The 15,761-nt window shown below is 59.3% G+C and carries 9 protein-coding genes and 5 pseudogenes; 6 read left to right on the plus strand and 8 right to left on the minus strand.

What is annotated here, in order from left to right; genetic code table 11:
• Positions 1-568 precede the first annotated feature (568 nt).
• The 3 genes and pseudogenes from XH91_RS35955 to XH91_RS35965 all read left to right on the plus strand — a co-directional run.
• On the plus strand, positions 569-1,861 hold the full coding sequence (locus XH91_RS35955) for an MATE family efflux transporter (protein WP_237867200.1): 1,293 nt from the start codon (positions 569-571) through the stop codon (positions 1,859-1,861).
• 656 nt (positions 1,862-2,517) lie between these two features.
• The gene (locus XH91_RS39185) at positions 2,518-2,676 is read left to right on the plus strand and encodes a hypothetical protein (protein ID WP_164934297.1); all 159 of its coding nucleotides are present in this window, start codon (positions 2,518-2,520) and stop codon (positions 2,674-2,676) included.
• A 948-nt stretch (positions 2,677-3,624) separates the two neighbouring features.
• Positions 3,625-4,305, plus strand: a pseudogene (locus XH91_RS35965) (transposase); the annotation flags it as partial.
• Between the two features lie 338 nt (positions 4,306-4,643).
• On the opposite strand, the gene XH91_RS35970 reads toward XH91_RS35965, so the two are convergent.
• Positions 4,644-5,672, minus strand: coding sequence for an IS110 family RNA-guided transposase (locus XH91_RS35970; RefSeq protein ID WP_128929876.1), 1,029 nt, complete (start codon positions 5,670-5,672; stop codon positions 4,644-4,646).
• Between the two features lie 128 nt (positions 5,673-5,800).
• Positions 5,801-6,478: a hypothetical protein gene (locus tag XH91_RS35975; protein WP_128955123.1), complete on the minus strand. Its 678-nt coding sequence runs from the start codon at positions 6,476-6,478 to the stop codon at positions 5,801-5,803.
• An 84-nt stretch (positions 6,479-6,562) separates the two neighbouring features.
• Here XH91_RS35975 and XH91_RS39725 point away from each other — a divergent pair.
• Positions 6,563-6,673 (plus strand): annotated as a pseudogene (locus tag XH91_RS39725) (IS110 family RNA-guided transposase); the annotation flags it as partial.
• A gap of 132 nt (positions 6,674-6,805) precedes the next feature.
• Here XH91_RS39725 and XH91_RS35980 read toward each other — a convergent pair.
• The 6 genes and pseudogenes from XH91_RS35980 to tnpB form a co-directional block, all read right to left on the minus strand.
• A pseudogene (locus XH91_RS35980) lies at positions 6,806-6,908 on the minus strand (IS66 family transposase); the annotation flags it as partial.
• Between the two features lie 140 nt (positions 6,909-7,048).
• Positions 7,049-7,847: pseudogene (gene istB / locus XH91_RS35990) on the minus strand (IS21-like element helper ATPase IstB); the annotation flags it as partial.
• Positions 7,844-9,316 carry an IS21 family transposase gene (gene istA / locus XH91_RS35995; RefSeq protein ID WP_128955187.1) on the minus strand — a complete coding sequence of 491 codons (1,473 nt, stop codon included), beginning with the start codon at positions 9,314-9,316 and terminating at the stop codon, positions 7,844-7,846. The gene istA and the pseudogene istB, both read right to left, overlap by 4 nt.
• 281 nt (positions 9,317-9,597) lie before the next feature.
• On the minus strand, positions 9,598-10,623 hold the full coding sequence (locus tag XH91_RS36000; protein ID WP_164934317.1) for an IS110 family RNA-guided transposase: 1,026 nt from the start codon (positions 10,621-10,623) through the stop codon (positions 9,598-9,600).
• Between the two features lie 283 nt (positions 10,624-10,906).
• A pseudogene (locus tag XH91_RS40250) lies at positions 10,907-11,532 on the minus strand (transposase domain-containing protein); the annotation flags it as partial.
• Between the two features lie 69 nt (positions 11,533-11,601).
• Positions 11,602-11,868: an IS66 family insertion sequence element accessory protein TnpB gene (gene tnpB / locus XH91_RS40255; RefSeq protein ID WP_367401008.1), complete on the minus strand. Its 267-nt coding sequence runs from the start codon at positions 11,866-11,868 to the stop codon at positions 11,602-11,604.
• Between the two features lie 866 nt (positions 11,869-12,734).
• On the opposite strand from tnpB, the gene XH91_RS36020 reads away from it, so the two are divergent.
• A complete protein-coding gene (locus tag XH91_RS36020) occupies positions 12,735-13,460 on the plus strand; it encodes an outer membrane protein (RefSeq protein WP_128955124.1) in 726 nt (241 codons plus the stop codon).
• A gap of 445 nt (positions 13,461-13,905) precedes the next feature.
• Entirely contained in the window at positions 13,906-15,186 is a 1,281-nt protein-coding gene (ectB, locus tag XH91_RS36025; protein WP_128929879.1) for a diaminobutyrate--2-oxoglutarate transaminase, read from the plus strand.
• The last annotated feature ends 575 nt before the right edge of the window (positions 15,187-15,761 follow it).

Raw genomic sequence — 15,761 nt, forward strand, 5'->3', positions numbered from 1 at the left:
TTCACTCAGACTTTCATTGTGGCACAGGTTTTGAAAGGACTTGCTCATCTGCCGGGACGGTAGAAAACGCCCCAATGACAGAGCACTACCTTACGGCACTTCGGCGCATCCTACACTGCGCACTTAACCTCAAGACTAGCTGGACAGCGTTAGCGATACTTTCTTGGAGAGAGAGACGCACCAGCGCGCGGCGCTCACTATGGCGGCTTCCGTACGTTCATCATGTCTTCTTCCAAACCAACATGCACCTTAGCACGTTGATCGCGTTTTCGTTGTCAACGGACACAGGCTCGCTTGGGCCTACCAATGACGGCACTAGCATCGAACCGGGGCACCGTATCCTGAGGGCTGCGACGCACCTGGTTCTACCTTCTTTACAGAATCAACACCTTTTGCACTCGACGCCCAACATCGCGGGACCGTGGGCTCGAGGCGGGCAGGCGTCTTCACCGAGCACGAAATACACCAAATGAAGCAGCTTTCTGCCTTGCGTCGCAATCCAAGGACACGAACGGTTTTGAGTAGATTCGCTGTCGAGCTCCGTGCGACCGCGGTGTTGGCTTGGCCAATGGCACTGGCGCAGCTTGCTCAGGTCGCAATGATGGCGACGGATCTTGCCTTTGTTGGTCGTCTTGGGCCCCGGGAGCTCGCGGCCGCAGCATTGGCCACCACCCTGTATGTCATAAGCTTCACGTTCGGCGCCGGGTTACTGACGCCGATCGCACCTTTGACGGCACAATCTCTTGCCGGCAAGGGTGCGGCCGATGTGCCGCGTGCACTGCGCATGGGGCTTTGGCTGGCCCTGCTTTTCTCGTTGCCTATTATGGCTGTTTGTACGGCAGGCGAACAAGTTCTGCTCGCCCTCGGTCAGGAACATTGCGCAGCACGGCTATCTCAGCAGTACCTGCTTGGACTCGCGTGGGGCGTGACGCCAGCGCTGTGGTTTCAGGCCATTCGACATTTCATGGGCGCAGTGGGACGGCCGCAACCGATCTTCCGAATTACCCTGGCCGCTATCCCGGTCAACGCGGCCATTGTTTATCTTCTGGGCTTCGGAAAGCTCGGGCTGCCACCACTAGATCTTCTTGGCGTCGGCATTGCGACCGCCCTCGTAAATTGGGGCATGTTCGTAGCAGCTCTATGGCCCGCAATAGCTTGCCGCCCGTTCCGCGACTACCAGGTGCTTGCGCACCTGTGGCACTTCGACTGGCCGCTCCTACGAGCGATCATTTTGATCGGAGCGCCGATCTCGGTAGCAGTCATCATGCAATACGGCGTGTTCGCCGCCGCCGCACTCCTTGTAGGTAGGATCAGCCCGAGCGCGCTTGCCGCTCATCAGATTACGATGCAGATCGCCACAATCGCCTACACGGTGCCCTTCGGCATCAGCATGGCGGCCGCAGTGCGGGTCAGTCATGCGGTCGGGCACAATGACGCCTCCGGTATCAAGCGCGCAGGCCTGGCTGCGATCCTGCTCGGTGTTTTGGCCTCTGCGCTTGTGACGGTTGGGGTCATTGCGACGCGTTTTCGGATCGCCGCGTTTTTCTTAAACAAGTCACTGAACGACACGGACACGGCAATCGGACTGACGTCATCCCTCCTTATGGTTGCCTCAAGCTTTTTCGTAGCTGATGCAGCGCAGGTCATTGCGGGTGGCGGGCTCCGTGGGCTGAAAGACACGGCAAAACCGCTTCTGTTCGCAATCTTTGCGTACTGGCTAATCGGCTTCCCGGTCAGTTTCGCCTTGAGCTGGGTCTTTGGTGCAATTGGAGTCTGGATCGGGTTATCCGCCGGCGCAATTACCTATGCAGGTTTCCTCGTCACCCGTTTTCTGTTGCTGGCAAGTCGCTTTACTGTATAGGCCGCTCCTATGCCTCTTAAACCCAAGGAGAAGATTCCGTGCTCGCGCGTGCCTCCGGGGTGAACTTCATGTTCGGCCTTTAAGCAATGAAACGCTGACTGCAGCAGCATTTTTAGCGTTTCGACGGGAGATACTCTCATTACGAAGGCCGCCTTACGAATCGGAGGAGGCCGCCGGCCACGAAAACAGTCATACAAAAACGGGGTTGCACACCGTCCTCACCATGAGCTTACCATCGGGGCTCCCAGTGACTGAATACATCCGTCACAATCTGAGCCCCGATGGTAAGCTCACGGTGCGGGCGTCGAAACTAGCGGCCGGGATGACGCAGCCGGAACACCAGGACGAATTCCTGTGCGAAGTCCCGGAGGGTGCGAAGTTCGTATGGGATCAGTAAATCGAGGGTGTGAGTGACGCTCGATGTAGATGTGATCTGTACTGCGGCCATATTCCATAGCTCGTGTGGCAGCGAGCGAACGGGGCCTTCGTTCAGAACCGTCGCTCATATAAGAGCGCGTATTCCGCTTTTAAATGACAACGGGCAAATATCCCGGCCTCCTCGGTTGTTGATTTACTCAGCGCAGCGGCAGGGCGCTATTTTCGCGCCGTTGGCGCACGCGCAACAATAGTCCCCTTCCTACAAGGAAAGAGCGATCATGGCTAAAGTCCCTCCATTCCATTCGATCAAACCCTATTCAACGAATGTCTATCATGACAACGACAAGTGCACTGAAGGCAACAACATCGAATGGCAGTATCGCCTTCTGGCGCAGCCGGTCGGCCCCGTTGCGAGCCACTGCATCCGGCTTGCCTGACTTCAACGGTGGTCGTGGTGTACGGCGCAAGCAGTCCCACGCTTCGTGATTATCCAATGCGGCACCGAACAACCTTGTTGGGGAGCACGTCCGCTTCCATCACCATCGGAAGCAATATTCGCGCTTTGGCGGCCTTCTTTCCGGCGATAGTTAGCGCAAAACGCCGACAAGTCGCATCCGATATGGATTCTAGCCTGCCCGAGCCGCCCCTGTCTTCAAAGGCTCGGGTCCTGTCGCAAACGCAACACTATAGCGACCGTATCGCACCACGCTCCTCGGCGGCAGGTATTCTAATAAGTTGGGCAGTTCCGAGGTCTGTTTGGGCGAGCTACGAGATCGGTTTGCCCTTAGCAAGTCGGCACATGCAAGACAACTGTGGGTCCACGCTGCTTCAGGCCAGCCTTTGGCAAGGATTTCGCAGGAGATCCCAGCAGATATTGCCGGATTCGCCAAGAGAGCCGATGCCCATCAATGATGAATTGGCTGCCATGCGTAGTCATCGTAACCGCATTCACCGCTACAGCCAGCTCCTGGAACGCGAGCTGCCAGAGCACGATCGCAGCTATTTGGAAGGACGCTTGTCTGAAGAATGCCGCGCGCTTAGACGCCTGACAGACGCCGTTTTTCCCATCGCGCTTGGACTCCCGCGCAGAATTACTCTTTCCGTACGGTCAGCCGAGTAGAGTAGGCGGCTAGCACGTGGCTAAAATCCAGGTCACGCTGCCCGACTGTGCCATACCGTAAACCCAACGGCTCGCCACTCGTAAGCTAGTCCCCCGTGAAGTAACGCGAACAGCCTGAAGTTACGGGCTAGTTCGAGGAATGCCGGCGATTGATTTTGCCGGCAATCGCGATGGCGAGGCCGATTTCCTTGCAAGATCGAATGAGGTATTCCGTCGAATTCAATCGTGATCCTCTGCTCGTCGGAGTGCATGAGCGGAGGTTTTGATGCGGCCACGGGAGCGGCGCGAGACCGGCGAGCAGGATCTGTTTCGCTCCCTGCTCGATCAGATCATCGATAGAAAGCATTCGCTGGCGACGCTGGCGCGCACGGTGGATTGGGGCTTCCTGGAGCAGGCGTTCGGAATGGTCTACACGGACGGTCCTAGCCAGTCGCCGCTGCCGACGCGCTTGATCGCAGGGCTCGGGATCCTTAAGCACACCTATGACCTGTCCGACGAGGTCCTGTGCGAGCGCTGGGTGGAGAACCCCTATTACCAGTTCTTCTGCGGCGAGGAGTTCTTCCAGCACCGGCTACTGGTGTTCGATCACTCGTCGTTGAGGCGCTAGCGCAACCGTATGGGCGAGGAGCGGCTTCAGGCCCTGCTAAGAGAGCCTGTCGGTTGCCGTCAGGACCAAGGCGATCGAACCGTCGGAGTTCTCCCGGGTGATGGTCGACACGACGGTGCAGCCCAAGAATGTGATGTTTCGGACTGATGCCAAGCTTCTGAACCGAGCGCGCGAGAAGCTGGTGCGGCTGGCGCAGCTCACCCGGGTGCGTTTACTCCAGTCCTATGCGAGGGTGGGCAAGTTCGCCCAGATAAAACATTAGCGCTACGCCCATGCCAAGCGGTTCAAGCGTGCCAGGCGGGCGCTGAGACGATGCGTACCTATTTCGGCCGGGTAATGTGTCATTGTCAAGCTCACATTTTTGAACTCTCCAACGGCAAGGTGGTAGCGCTCGTGCCGTCGCAGCTGGTCAGGGTTGCGGAGACGGCACGGGCGCGGGTGATACATGGTTTGCCGGCCAGGCTTGGGATCGCTCGGACCGGTTGACGTCGTCGCTGGGGTCATGGTCCTTTCCGAGGTCGCGCAGCGCCTCATGATGATGTCCGGGTCGGGTGCCTCAACGTCTGCAGCGGAGTACGGTCAAGCCGCCACCAGCCGAATGAACGAGGTCGCCACAACACCGTCCCAGCTGGACATCGCCAGTCCGGCGGACCGGACCAGGAACTTCACAAATCGGATCAGGCTTCCTTCGCCTGGCCCCAGTCGAACGATGTGCCGTCTACCCAGATACAGTGAAGAACTAGGGCGATCTTCCGCGCGATAGCAACCTTTGCCTTTCTCATGCCAATCCGCTTGGCAAGCTTCATTCCCCAAGCCTTGAGAGAAGACCATTTCTTCGTCCGATAAAGCAGAACTGTCGCCGCTTCGAACAGGTAAGTTCGGAGAAGACGGTCGCCCCATCGGGATATCTTGCCATTGATATCCGTTTCGCCAGACTGACTGCGCCGCGGTGTAAGACCCAGATAGGCGCCGACGCTCGATGCTGATCGGAATCGCGATGGGTCATCGATCGTATGCCGGAACGTCAAGGCAGTCACCACACCAACACCAGGAACCGTCATTAAGCGACGCGTCGTCTCATCCGACCTCGCAAGCTGTCGGACTTCATCGTCGAACTTGCTTTGCTGCTTGCAGATCTGCTCATGGATCGACAGAAGCGGCGCGATCACACCGAGGAGCTGATGACCGTCAGCCAACAGGTCACGGACCAGATTGCGGAACTGCAGGCCTATCGCGCGTGGAAACAGCAGCCCGGATTCTTTGATCAGGCTGCGGACCTGGTTTTCGATATCTCGACGAATGGCCACGAGCCGGGATCTCGCGACGAGTATCGCGCGAATCTTCTGACTTTCCTCGCTCTTGACTTTGACTTCTCGATACCAGCCAACTCGCACCAGTTCGGCCAGACCTCGAGCATCATTCTGATCGCTCTTGTTCATGCGTACCGACAAGGCCGCGTGGGCATGCCGAGCGTCGATGCAAACCACCGGAAGATCGACCCTGCGAAGTTCATGCCACAGCCAACTCGCCATCGCGCCGGTCTCAAAGCCGATGCGCTCCGCCTGTGGCGCCCGCTTGCGAAGCAGTGCCGTGAGCGCCCCCGGGTCGGACTTGGCCTTCCCCTCGAACAAGACCTCGCCCTCTTCATTGACCACGCACATCGAAGTTTCTTTTTGCGATACATCGAGTCCGACATATTGCTTCATGACAGGTTCTCCGAATCGGTTGATTGCGAGAGCTCGATTCTAATGGAGCTTTTCGTGCCCACGAGCGCTGACCGCAATTACGTCATCGTTTGCAATATTGACCCCCCGTATTGCCTCACCTGAGGATGTTACTTTCGCTTGACGGATGTAGACCCCACTGTCAGCCGGTCCGAGGTTGCGTCATTGCTCGCAGGATCGGAGGGACTGGGGGACGTCGCGGAATGCCCATCACACGCAGCGGCGGCCCCAGTCCCGGGATCACCGGCCAGTGCCGCACCCTCAGCCGTGCGCGGGATGATCGTCTCGGCTGCTTTGCGTCTGAGCGATCGCAACAATCGCTGCACGATGGTGTGCTGCGGCGGACCGAATTGTTCGGGGCGTTGTTCAGCGAGGCGACCGAGAATTGCCAGCGCGGTTAGACGGGGCTCGGCCGCCAGCCAGCGCTCGATGTCGGCGAGGTGCGGATCGAGCATTGATGGCATTCTCATGCGCTTTTTGTATGGCTTGTGCAGACGCCGATGGATGATGCGCTGCTCCCCCAAATGCACATCATTGCCGAGCCTCTTCGCGAACGCTGCTGCGTTCGTTGTCGGTACCGGTGGGCTGGCTGCTGCCACGAGCTTGCCCGCTCGGGCGTCGACGCGCGTGCCGAGCTCCGCCTGGGCGTCTCTCATCTCGGCCAGCAGGGCCACAGGATCGAGCGTGCGATAAAGCTCTCGAAGACGCCGTTTGACGACCTTGCTCAACCTCGGATGCGCCAGTGCGCGTTCATAGGGCGTGGCTGGAACATGATAGCGCTTGATCACTTTGGCGCCCTCGCGTCGCTTGTCCTTCAGCTTGGGGAATGTCCGAAGTTTTGTGTAAGCGATCGACGACGGCAATCAGGATAGAAGGCAAAGGTAGCCGTTGCCCGGAAGATCGCCGTAATCCTGCACTGTATCTGGGTCGACGGCACATCGTTCGACTGGGCCAGGCGAAGGAGGCCTAACCCTATTTTTTAAGTTCCTGGTCCGGCCTGCCGGACTGGCGATGTCCGCTGGGACGGTGGTCGTGGCGACGGCTCCAGCATCTGCTGGTGGGCTTCGATCGGAATGCTGCTGTATGTTGGAGGGCTCTCGAAAAGATCCCCCTGACGACGCAGTTGCCCAGTGTCGCCCGATCAAGCCGCAGGCCCTGGCGCGCATAGATCTCGGACTGGCGGTAGAACGGCGTATGGTCGCCAAACTTGGAGACGATGTAGCGCGGCAATCTGGGTAGGAGGTGCGCGGCGATCAGGATGGCGAGGCAGTGTCGCGGCCTGATGATGATTGCCGCGATGATTGTCGCGCGCAAGAGTTTTGTTGAACTCTGATTGTCGCGCAGCGTCAATCAGCGACGGTTTTAGGTGTCGCGTGCGATGGCGGCCGTCCTGGACCGCGTTTTCGTTCGAGGGCGGTCCGTCTGCGATAGCTCTCGACGTTCATCTCGACGATGGTTGCGTGGTGAACGAGGCGATCGATAGGCGAGGGTCATGGCGGGATCCGGGAAGACCCTGTTCCATTCGCCGAATGGCTGATTGGCGGTGATCAGCATCGAGCGGCGCTCGTAGCGTGCACTGATGAGCTCGAACAGCACGCTGGTCTCGGCCTGATCCTTGGTGACGTAAGCGAGATCATCAAGGATCAGGAGATCGAAGCGATCGAGACGATTGATGGCCGCCTCGAGGGTGAGCTCGCGTCGCGCCAGCTGGAGCTTCTGCACGAGATCGGTGGTGCGGGTGAAGAGGACGCGCCATCCGTTCTCGATGAGGGCCAGGCCAATCGCTGCCGCCAAGTGGCTCTTTCCGCCGCCGGGCGGGCCGAACAACAGCAAATTGGCGCCCTTGCCCAGCCAGCTGTCACCGGCGGCGAGCGCCATCACTTGCGCCTTCGAGATCATCGGCACGGCTTCGAAGTCGAAGCTATCGAAGGTCTTTCCGGCGGGCAAACGTGCTTCGACAAGGTGTCGTTCGATCCGACGGCGTCCGCGTTCGGCGATCTCGTGCTCGGCGATGGTCGCGAGGAAGCGGCCGGCCGGCCAGCCTTCCTTGTCGGACTGTTCGGCAAATTGCGCCCACAGCACCTTGATGGCAGGCAGACGGAGCTCATTGAGCAACAGATTGAGGCGCGCGGCATCAACCGTGTTCGTTACGCTCATGCGGCACCTCCGGTCTCGGCGGTACCGATGAGGCATTTGTAGGTCGCAAGCGGCACGAGCTGCACCACGACGTTCGGCAGGTTGGCGGGATCGGGGGCGAAGTGAGCACCTAGCCGGTTGAGGTCGGGCAGTCGGCCGGCCTCGAGGTCGGCGGTGAGCTGACCGGCGAGTTCGGTCTCGCAGCCGCGTTCATGAGCGAGCGCGAGGAGATCGACCATGATCCGGCAGGCTTTTTTGTCCGGCAAGCGTTCGCGCAACCGATCGAAGGTCTTCCGATAGGCATCGCGCGGGAACAGCCGATCTCGGTAGACCAGATTGAGAAGCGCCATCGGCTTGCGCCGCAGGGAATGGATCACGTGCCGATAATCGACGACCTGGTCGTACTTGCCATTGGGATGCGGCCGCCCACGCGGCAGGGTGACGAGATGGGTGCCGCCGACGAACACGTCGAGACGATCATCGTAAAGGCGCACCCGCAGCCGGTGACCGATCAGGCGCGATGGCACCGTGTAGAACACCTTGCGCAGGGTGAAGCCGCCGGACGATGTCACGCGGACGATCACCTCTTCGTAGTCGGAGGTGCGGCGATCGGGCAGCTCCTGCAACACCATGCGCTCGCTATCGATCCGCTTGGCGTTGCGGGCATTGCGGCGGCTGACGATCTCGTCGATGAAGCCGCGATAGGTGGCAAGATCGTCGAAGTCGACAGTTCCGCGCAGCAGCAAGGCGTCCGCGATTGCTCGCTTGAGATGACCGTGGGGCCCTTCGATCGAGCCATTCTCGTGGGCGACGCCTCGATTGTTGCGGGAAGGCCTCATGCCGTAGTGGGCACAAAGGGCCTCGTATCGCTGCGTCAGATCGTCCCGTGCATCACGATCGAGATTGCAGAATGCGGCCGACAGACTGTCGGTCCGATGCTCCCGCGGCGCCCCACCGAGCGACCAGAGGGCATTCTGCAGGCCTTCGGCCAAGGCAACGAAGCTCTCACCGCCAAGCACGACGTGGGCGTGCTCGAACCCGCAATAGGCCAAACGGAAGTGACAGAGACGATGATCGAGCGGGACCCCCGCGATCGTCACACCCAACTCGCCCATGTCTGTGAAGTCGGAGAGCCCTAGTTGGCCAGGCTCGTGGGTTTGGCGGAAGATCACCTGCTGCTCCTCGCCGTGGATCGCCCGCCAGGCACGGATACGGCGTTCCAGGGTACGACGGATACCGCTGCCGAGATCCGGATGACGTCGGAGCATCTCCTTGAACACCGCCACCGGGCGTAAGCCAGGGGCCGCCTTCAGGATCGGGACGATCTCGGTCTCGAACACCTCGCTCAACGGGTCCGGTCGTCGCCGGCCGCGGGGCGCCTTCCTTTGCGATGGAAGTCGGGGGTCTCTCTCGATCCGATAGGCGGTCGACGTACTGAATGACGCCTTGGCCGCCGCCACTGGCGGGCTATCGGTCTGACGGTACTTCATGTAGAGCCTTCTGTGGTTGCCGCCCGCAATGCAAGAAGTTTCTGACCCTTTGGCGTGTGATCGAGTGCGGTCTTCTGTCAGGCCTTCCTTTACGGCATTTTCAGAAGCCGCTGGCCGGTATGGTGATCCGCGGACCAGGTCCAATTCTCATCTCCGAGCACGTCGGCTCTTTGGCTCTAGCTGGTTTCCTGATCCAGATCTGTTCGATCGTTGCGCCCATTCGGGTCGTCGCCTTCTCACACCCCCTTCGCCAACGTCAGGCTATTTCGTGCTGCATGCAGTCATGCCGTCACTGCCTGCGCTGGGTTCCGATAATCCTCCTTCCGGGTGAGCATGGCCCAAATCGTCCGAGCCATCTTGTTCGCCAAGGCGATCGCCACAAGCATGCGCGGCTTCCTCGCCAGCATCTGCGCCAGCCAGGATCCGCTAGGGATCGACTTGCGCCCGAGCCAGTTCAGCCGCGACATCGCCCCAACGATGAGCAACTGGCGAATGTCCGCCTGTCCTTCCTTCGAAACGCGTCCGAGCCTTTCCTTTCCCCCTGAGGAATGTTGCCGTGGGACCAAGCCGAGCCAAGCCGCGAAGTCTCGGCCACGTCGAAAGGCCGCCATGTCGGGCGCGAAAGCCTCGATCGCGAGTGCGGTCAGCGGGCCGACCCCCGGCATTGTCTGCAGCCGCTGCGCCGTGACCGTCCGCGTCGCCAACTTCTTGAGCTGCTCTGCCTTGGCATCGATCCGCTCCGTCTTGTAGGCGATCTGATCAATGAGACTCCGACATTCCTCGCGGACCAGTTCTGGTAGATCGCTGTTCGGATCTTCGAGGATTGCGTCAATGCGTTTAAGTTGTTCGATTCCTTGCGGGATGATATGGCCGAATTCGTAGAGAACAGAACGCAGCGCATTCACCAGATCGGTGCGCTGATGAACAAGGCGCTTCCGAGCCCGAAAGAGCACTGCCCTGGCCTGCTGTTCTTCCGATTTCGGCTCGACGAAGCGCATCTCGGGGCGCTGTGCCGCGATCACGATTGCTTCGGCATCAGCCGCGTCGTTCTTTTGGCGTTTCACAAAAGGCTTCACATATTGCGGAGCGATCAGTTTCACTTCATGGCCGAGCTTGACCATCTCCCGTGCCCAATAGTGGGCGCTGCCACAGGCTTCCATCACCACCACTGCCGATGGGTGGCCCGCCATGAACTTCCGAAACTGAAGCCGCGACAGTTTCTTTCGAAATTTCAAGTGTCCCGCCATTGACGCCCCGTGGAGCTGAAACACATTCTTGGCTAGATCCACTCCGATCACCGTATCCATCAATTTGCCGTCCTCTTCGCTTCGGGGTTCAAACACTGCGTTCTTGGCACATTACGATGCCGTCTGGGGAGGGCGGCAACCATCCCATCTCATCTGGTGATCTGTGATGTGTCGGCCGGGCACGCGAGTGATTCCTCTTGGCGGAAGAACCACTTGCATAATCCCGACCGGCCGCGATCACCAGTCGGCGCGGTCCTCCTAGGGATCGCGCCGACGCTGGGCTCGTAACTCCGGTCGGGCTACGCCCTCCCTACGTCACGAGCCCAGCGAAACTCTCTCACCTTGATTGACGCTGCCTTCCATCCTGATCGCCGCGCGACAAGACGATCACGTGCGCAATGGCCGCTTCGGTCGGCGGCCCGCTGAGTACGACGTGCTCCGGCGCATGCGCCTGCACGACAGTGCCGGAGTAGCGGCGGCAGATGTATTTCGGGCGGCGTGTGACCAGCACGCGCCATTGCGCCGGGATCACGTCAAGGCGCTTGCTGACGTCCTCGCCGATCTTCGTCATGGTCCGCAACCGCACGGGCAGAGCGTGCTCGCAGGCTCGATGATCCGTTCCACGCGCGGCAAATGGGCAGGCAAGCAGCCGCGATTGCGATGAGAACCTTGATCCGGTACGCTCCGCGATCGGCCCTTGATCACAGCCTCGGCTCTCTCCTGCGCCGCGTCCAGGATGCCTTGCGCGATCTCCACGTCTTCCAACGGTAAATGATACTGATCTGGCCGCAGCTTCTCGGATTTCGCGCCGAACCTGTCGCGCCGCAATTCGCCGAGGATGACCTCCAGCCGACGCTGCGCTTCCTCCGACGCCGCCAGCGCCCCCTGATGCTCGCTCAAGGCCGCCCGCGTTTGCGCCAAAAGGGCTTTCAGTTGTTCATTTTCGTCGCGCAGCGCCGCGATGCTCATGCGCTATTTCGAGCACATCGCCGCCGCGCGTGCCACGCTCAAAATAGCTGCCGAGTCATTCTGCCGCAGTTATCCCGCCGCCTGGGGGCGCCGTGCTTCTTCCGGGCGGACCAACCTCCAATCCAGCCCCTCGAACAGTGCCGCGAACATCGCCGGTGATATCCGCATCACGCCGTCTGCGATCGTTGGCCAAACGAACTTGCAACCTTCAAGACGCTTGTGCACCAACACCAGGCCCGTTCGATCCCAGACAAAAGTCTTGATCCGGTCCGCTCGTTTCGATCGGAACGCGAAGGCGCCTCCGCTGAATGGATCAAGACGAAGTATCTCCTGCACTTCGCCGTAAGCCCATCGTGGCGACAGTGGAAGTCGATCGGCCGGTTGCAATGTAACTCTTATCAGCAGCGGCCGCGATCATCGTGACGCTCGCACCTTGCGGATCACCCCGGACAGCTGCTCGCCATCTGTCGCCGTATCCGTCTGCAACACGACATCGTCGATTGCGGCGTCTCAAGCTTGATCGCGGAACTTGACACTCCTCCGACGCATCTCCCACGATCAGCGGCGCGAATGTCGGATGCGACTCGGATAAGTCGCCGAGAGTCTGTTATCCCGTGTCGCGGTGGCCGAGGGGCGCGCAAGCACGGAGCGACGCGCTAGCAGATCTACGATTGGCGACGGCAGTTTCGGGAGCGAGGCGTGTTGCCGCCGTGCGAGGCGGCTCTCAGCCTCCGAACGCACGCGGCGCCCCGAAGGTCCTCCAAGAACCTCCAGCCGGCTCACCGACCTCGCCGATGAGACGTCCAAATGGACATCCTTTTTGCCGTCTAATCCCATCTAAACCTCGATCCAAGCCGGACGCTTCTTCGCACAGCTATCCGCTCTCGCTAAGCGCTTACGCGCTCTCGTTCCGCATTCAACAAAAGCCTATAACGGCGTATACATCCGGGCCGCAGCCGGCACGCACTGTCAGCTATCATTTGCTACACGAGCCAACACGCAACATCGAGCGCCGCAGGCGCCTTCGTTCGCCTCGAATTCCGACGCCTGCGCGCCATGCTCGCACTATCTCTTCACAACCTGACACTACGTCAGGTTCGGCTCTGCTATCGTCGAGCTCTGTTGCACTTCAGGTACAGCAATTCGCGTAAGCGCTGATACAACGGCCACACTGGGGGCCATTAAAGAGAGTAACAACCGAAATGAAAAAGCAGTCACTCGTTTGCGCGAGCATTCTTGCGATGGCCGCTGCGACGTCCGCGTCTGCCGCAGATCTCGCCGCGCGTCCCGCATTTCCGAATACGCCGACGCCCAGCCCGGCTGTCATCGCGCTCTACGACTGGAGCGGCTTCTATGCCGGCGTCAATGGCGGCTGGGGCTCGAGCCATAACTCCTGGGATTTTCTCGGCTCTATCCCCGAGGGCTCTCACGACGCAACCGGCGGCACAGTAGGGGGCCAGATTGGATATCGTTGGCAATTCGGCAATACCGTGCTCGGACTCGAAGGGCTGGGCAACTGGGCCGATCTCAGCGGCTCAAACGTTAGCATTGCCAACCCGGGCACCACCAATCACACAAACATCGACGGTTTCGGCTTGCTGACCGGCCAGATTGGCTATTCGGCCGGCAACGTACTGCTCTACGCCAAAGCGGGCGCGGCTGTGGTAGGGAGCACTTATCGGATCACTAATTCGGCTGGCTTTCTGGGCGACGCGGATACCACACGTTGGGGAGGTACGGCCGGTGCCGGTCTTGAGATTAGCCTAACACCGAACTGGTCAGCTGGCATCGAGTACGACCACGTGTTCATGCCGGCTAGTGACGTTAGCTTCGCAACAGGACTAGGAAACGACCGCATTCGTCAGGACTTTGATCTCGTCACCGCCCGCCTCAACTACAAGTTTGGCTGGCCACTCGCGAGCAAATAAGGATCTCAGTTTCTCAATCAATGATCGAGGGCCCCGGCGCCTGCCGGGGCTCTTTGTCCAGGGTCATCGTCCTGTATCGCCGTCGGCCTTTCAATAGGTGTTATCAGCTCTCTTGATCCATGAGGGCTGCGTATAATTAGGCTCGCTTCGCCCGGCGATCACGGTCTGGCCTCCGACGAGTCCCTATATCGCCGCCTCAAGCTCGATGTTGGAAGCTTGATATTGCCACGGCGAGCCGTCCGGCATCGGCAACAGTGCGCATGCCAGCCGTATTCAAGCCGCGCTTAGTGAATGGCCTCCTGACCAAACCGCAACAGCGTCGCACCGGCTCGACGATTCTCCCTCGCTCGACGAGGGACTACCAACGCTGAGAGGTTTAATATTCCGCATGGTGGAGTATGTCACGTGCACCAGCCATATTCATGGACAAAGTGAAGGTGCGATCATGAATAACTCTGCCGACCCCTCACGTACTCTTCGAACGTTAGAAACGTTGGAATCCAACGTTCGCCTGTACTCGCGTCTCTTCCCAGCGTGCTTTAGTCATGCGCGCGGGCCCTTTCTGCTAAGCGAGACGGGCGAACGGTTCATCGACTTCTTTTCCGGGGCTGGAGCGCTCAATTACGGCCACAACAATCATCAGCTAAAGGCAGCTATTACAGAATATCTGGGATCTGATGCTGTCGTTCACGGCCTCGATATGGCCACTCCGGCCAAGGTCGACTTTATGGAGACTTTCAACTCAGTTATTCTTCGTGAGCGGGGCTTGGATTATCGATTTCAATTTACTGGACCTACAGGTGCCAATGGCGTTGAGGCGGCATTGAAGCTGGCGCGTAAAGTAACCGGGCGCCACAACATCATTTCATTCACACGTGGTTATCATGGCCTCAGTCTCGGCGCCGCGGCTGCGACCAGCAGTCGCTTTCTTCGCGAAGCCAGTGGAGTCCCCCTGTCCGGCGTCACGATAATGCCCTATGATGGTTATCTTGGAGATGAGATTGATACGGCGGAGCACCTGCGGAACATATTGCTGGACTCTAGCAGCGGCATCGATGCGCCAGCCGCCATTCTCCTTGAAACAGTACAGGGGGAGGGCGGCATCAACGTCGCTCAAAAGGAATGGCTACGATCCGTACAAGCCCTAGCGGCAGAGATTGGAGCCATATTTATCGTCGACGATATTCAGATGGGTTGCGGCCGTACTGGCGATTTCTTCAGCTTTGAGTTCGCCGAGTTGTCACCAGATGTCGTAATATTGTCGAAGTCCTTAAGTGGATATGGTCTGCCGTTATCCATGTTGTTGATCAAAGAGGCAATTGATATATGGGAACCGGGAGAGCACACGGGCACCTTTCGAGGAAATAACCTAGCGCTTGTCTCTGCAACTGCAGCTTTGAATATCTACTGGCGCACTGAGATCTTTTCGCAAAGCATTTATCGACTGGGAACGCTGATGCGTCACCGGCTTAATGCTATTGCGCGCGCGCATGGAGACCACTTCACTGTCCGCGGCCGCGGAATGGCGCTCGGCTTTGATTGCCGAAATACTCACCTCGCTGAGACTGCAGCACGCAAGGCGTACGATAGGGGCCTCATCATTGAACGATGCGGCCCGGCGGACGAGGTCATCAAATTCTTTCCTCCGCTAACGATCGACCCGGAGACGCTGACTAAGGGTTTGGACATCTTTGAAGATAGCTTAGCGGAAGCAGCCCCGCTCTGACATGACATCTGCATCGGGCCTCGCTGCCTCGGCGAGGCCTCACGCCAGACGCTTGATCACCGCGGCAGGCTAGCACCTGTTCCGCATCTCGCTGGTGCTACACTTCGAGTACCACGACCGTCTAACTCTTGTTTCTCCCTGAACATGTTCCAGCTTCAGTCGACTAGCTCCCTGGGGACGGGCCTAGTCGTCGGGCAGGTCGCCTACCCGCATCACACTGCGGCCCAGGTCAACCTGGACTCGGATACGGATACGCTAACCGCCCGCACTCACGGTGAGCCCGGCTACAGAACCAGTAGGCTAACGAAGGCCGTTTGCATGTTGGGCGCGCGGTAATTGGTTGCGCATCACTTGCCTGGCAGGCACCTGGCAGATCGTGCGTTCTGGCGTTGCGTAACTCAACTGCCCAGTAGCGGAATGCACTTATCGAAGGATCGGTCCGCTCGGCGATGGTCATCGTGACAAGCCATCTCAAGACTTCTACAAGGGAGGTGAAGTTGCCGCTGACGACTCATTTCCGCGGTGAGTAGCCGGCTCTCCCGACCTGCAGCGCGGTATATCGCCAATCAGGAGGT

The sequence above is a fragment of the Bradyrhizobium guangzhouense genome (assembly GCF_004114955.1).
GTDB lineage: Bacteria > Pseudomonadota > Alphaproteobacteria > Rhizobiales > Xanthobacteraceae > Bradyrhizobium > Bradyrhizobium guangzhouense.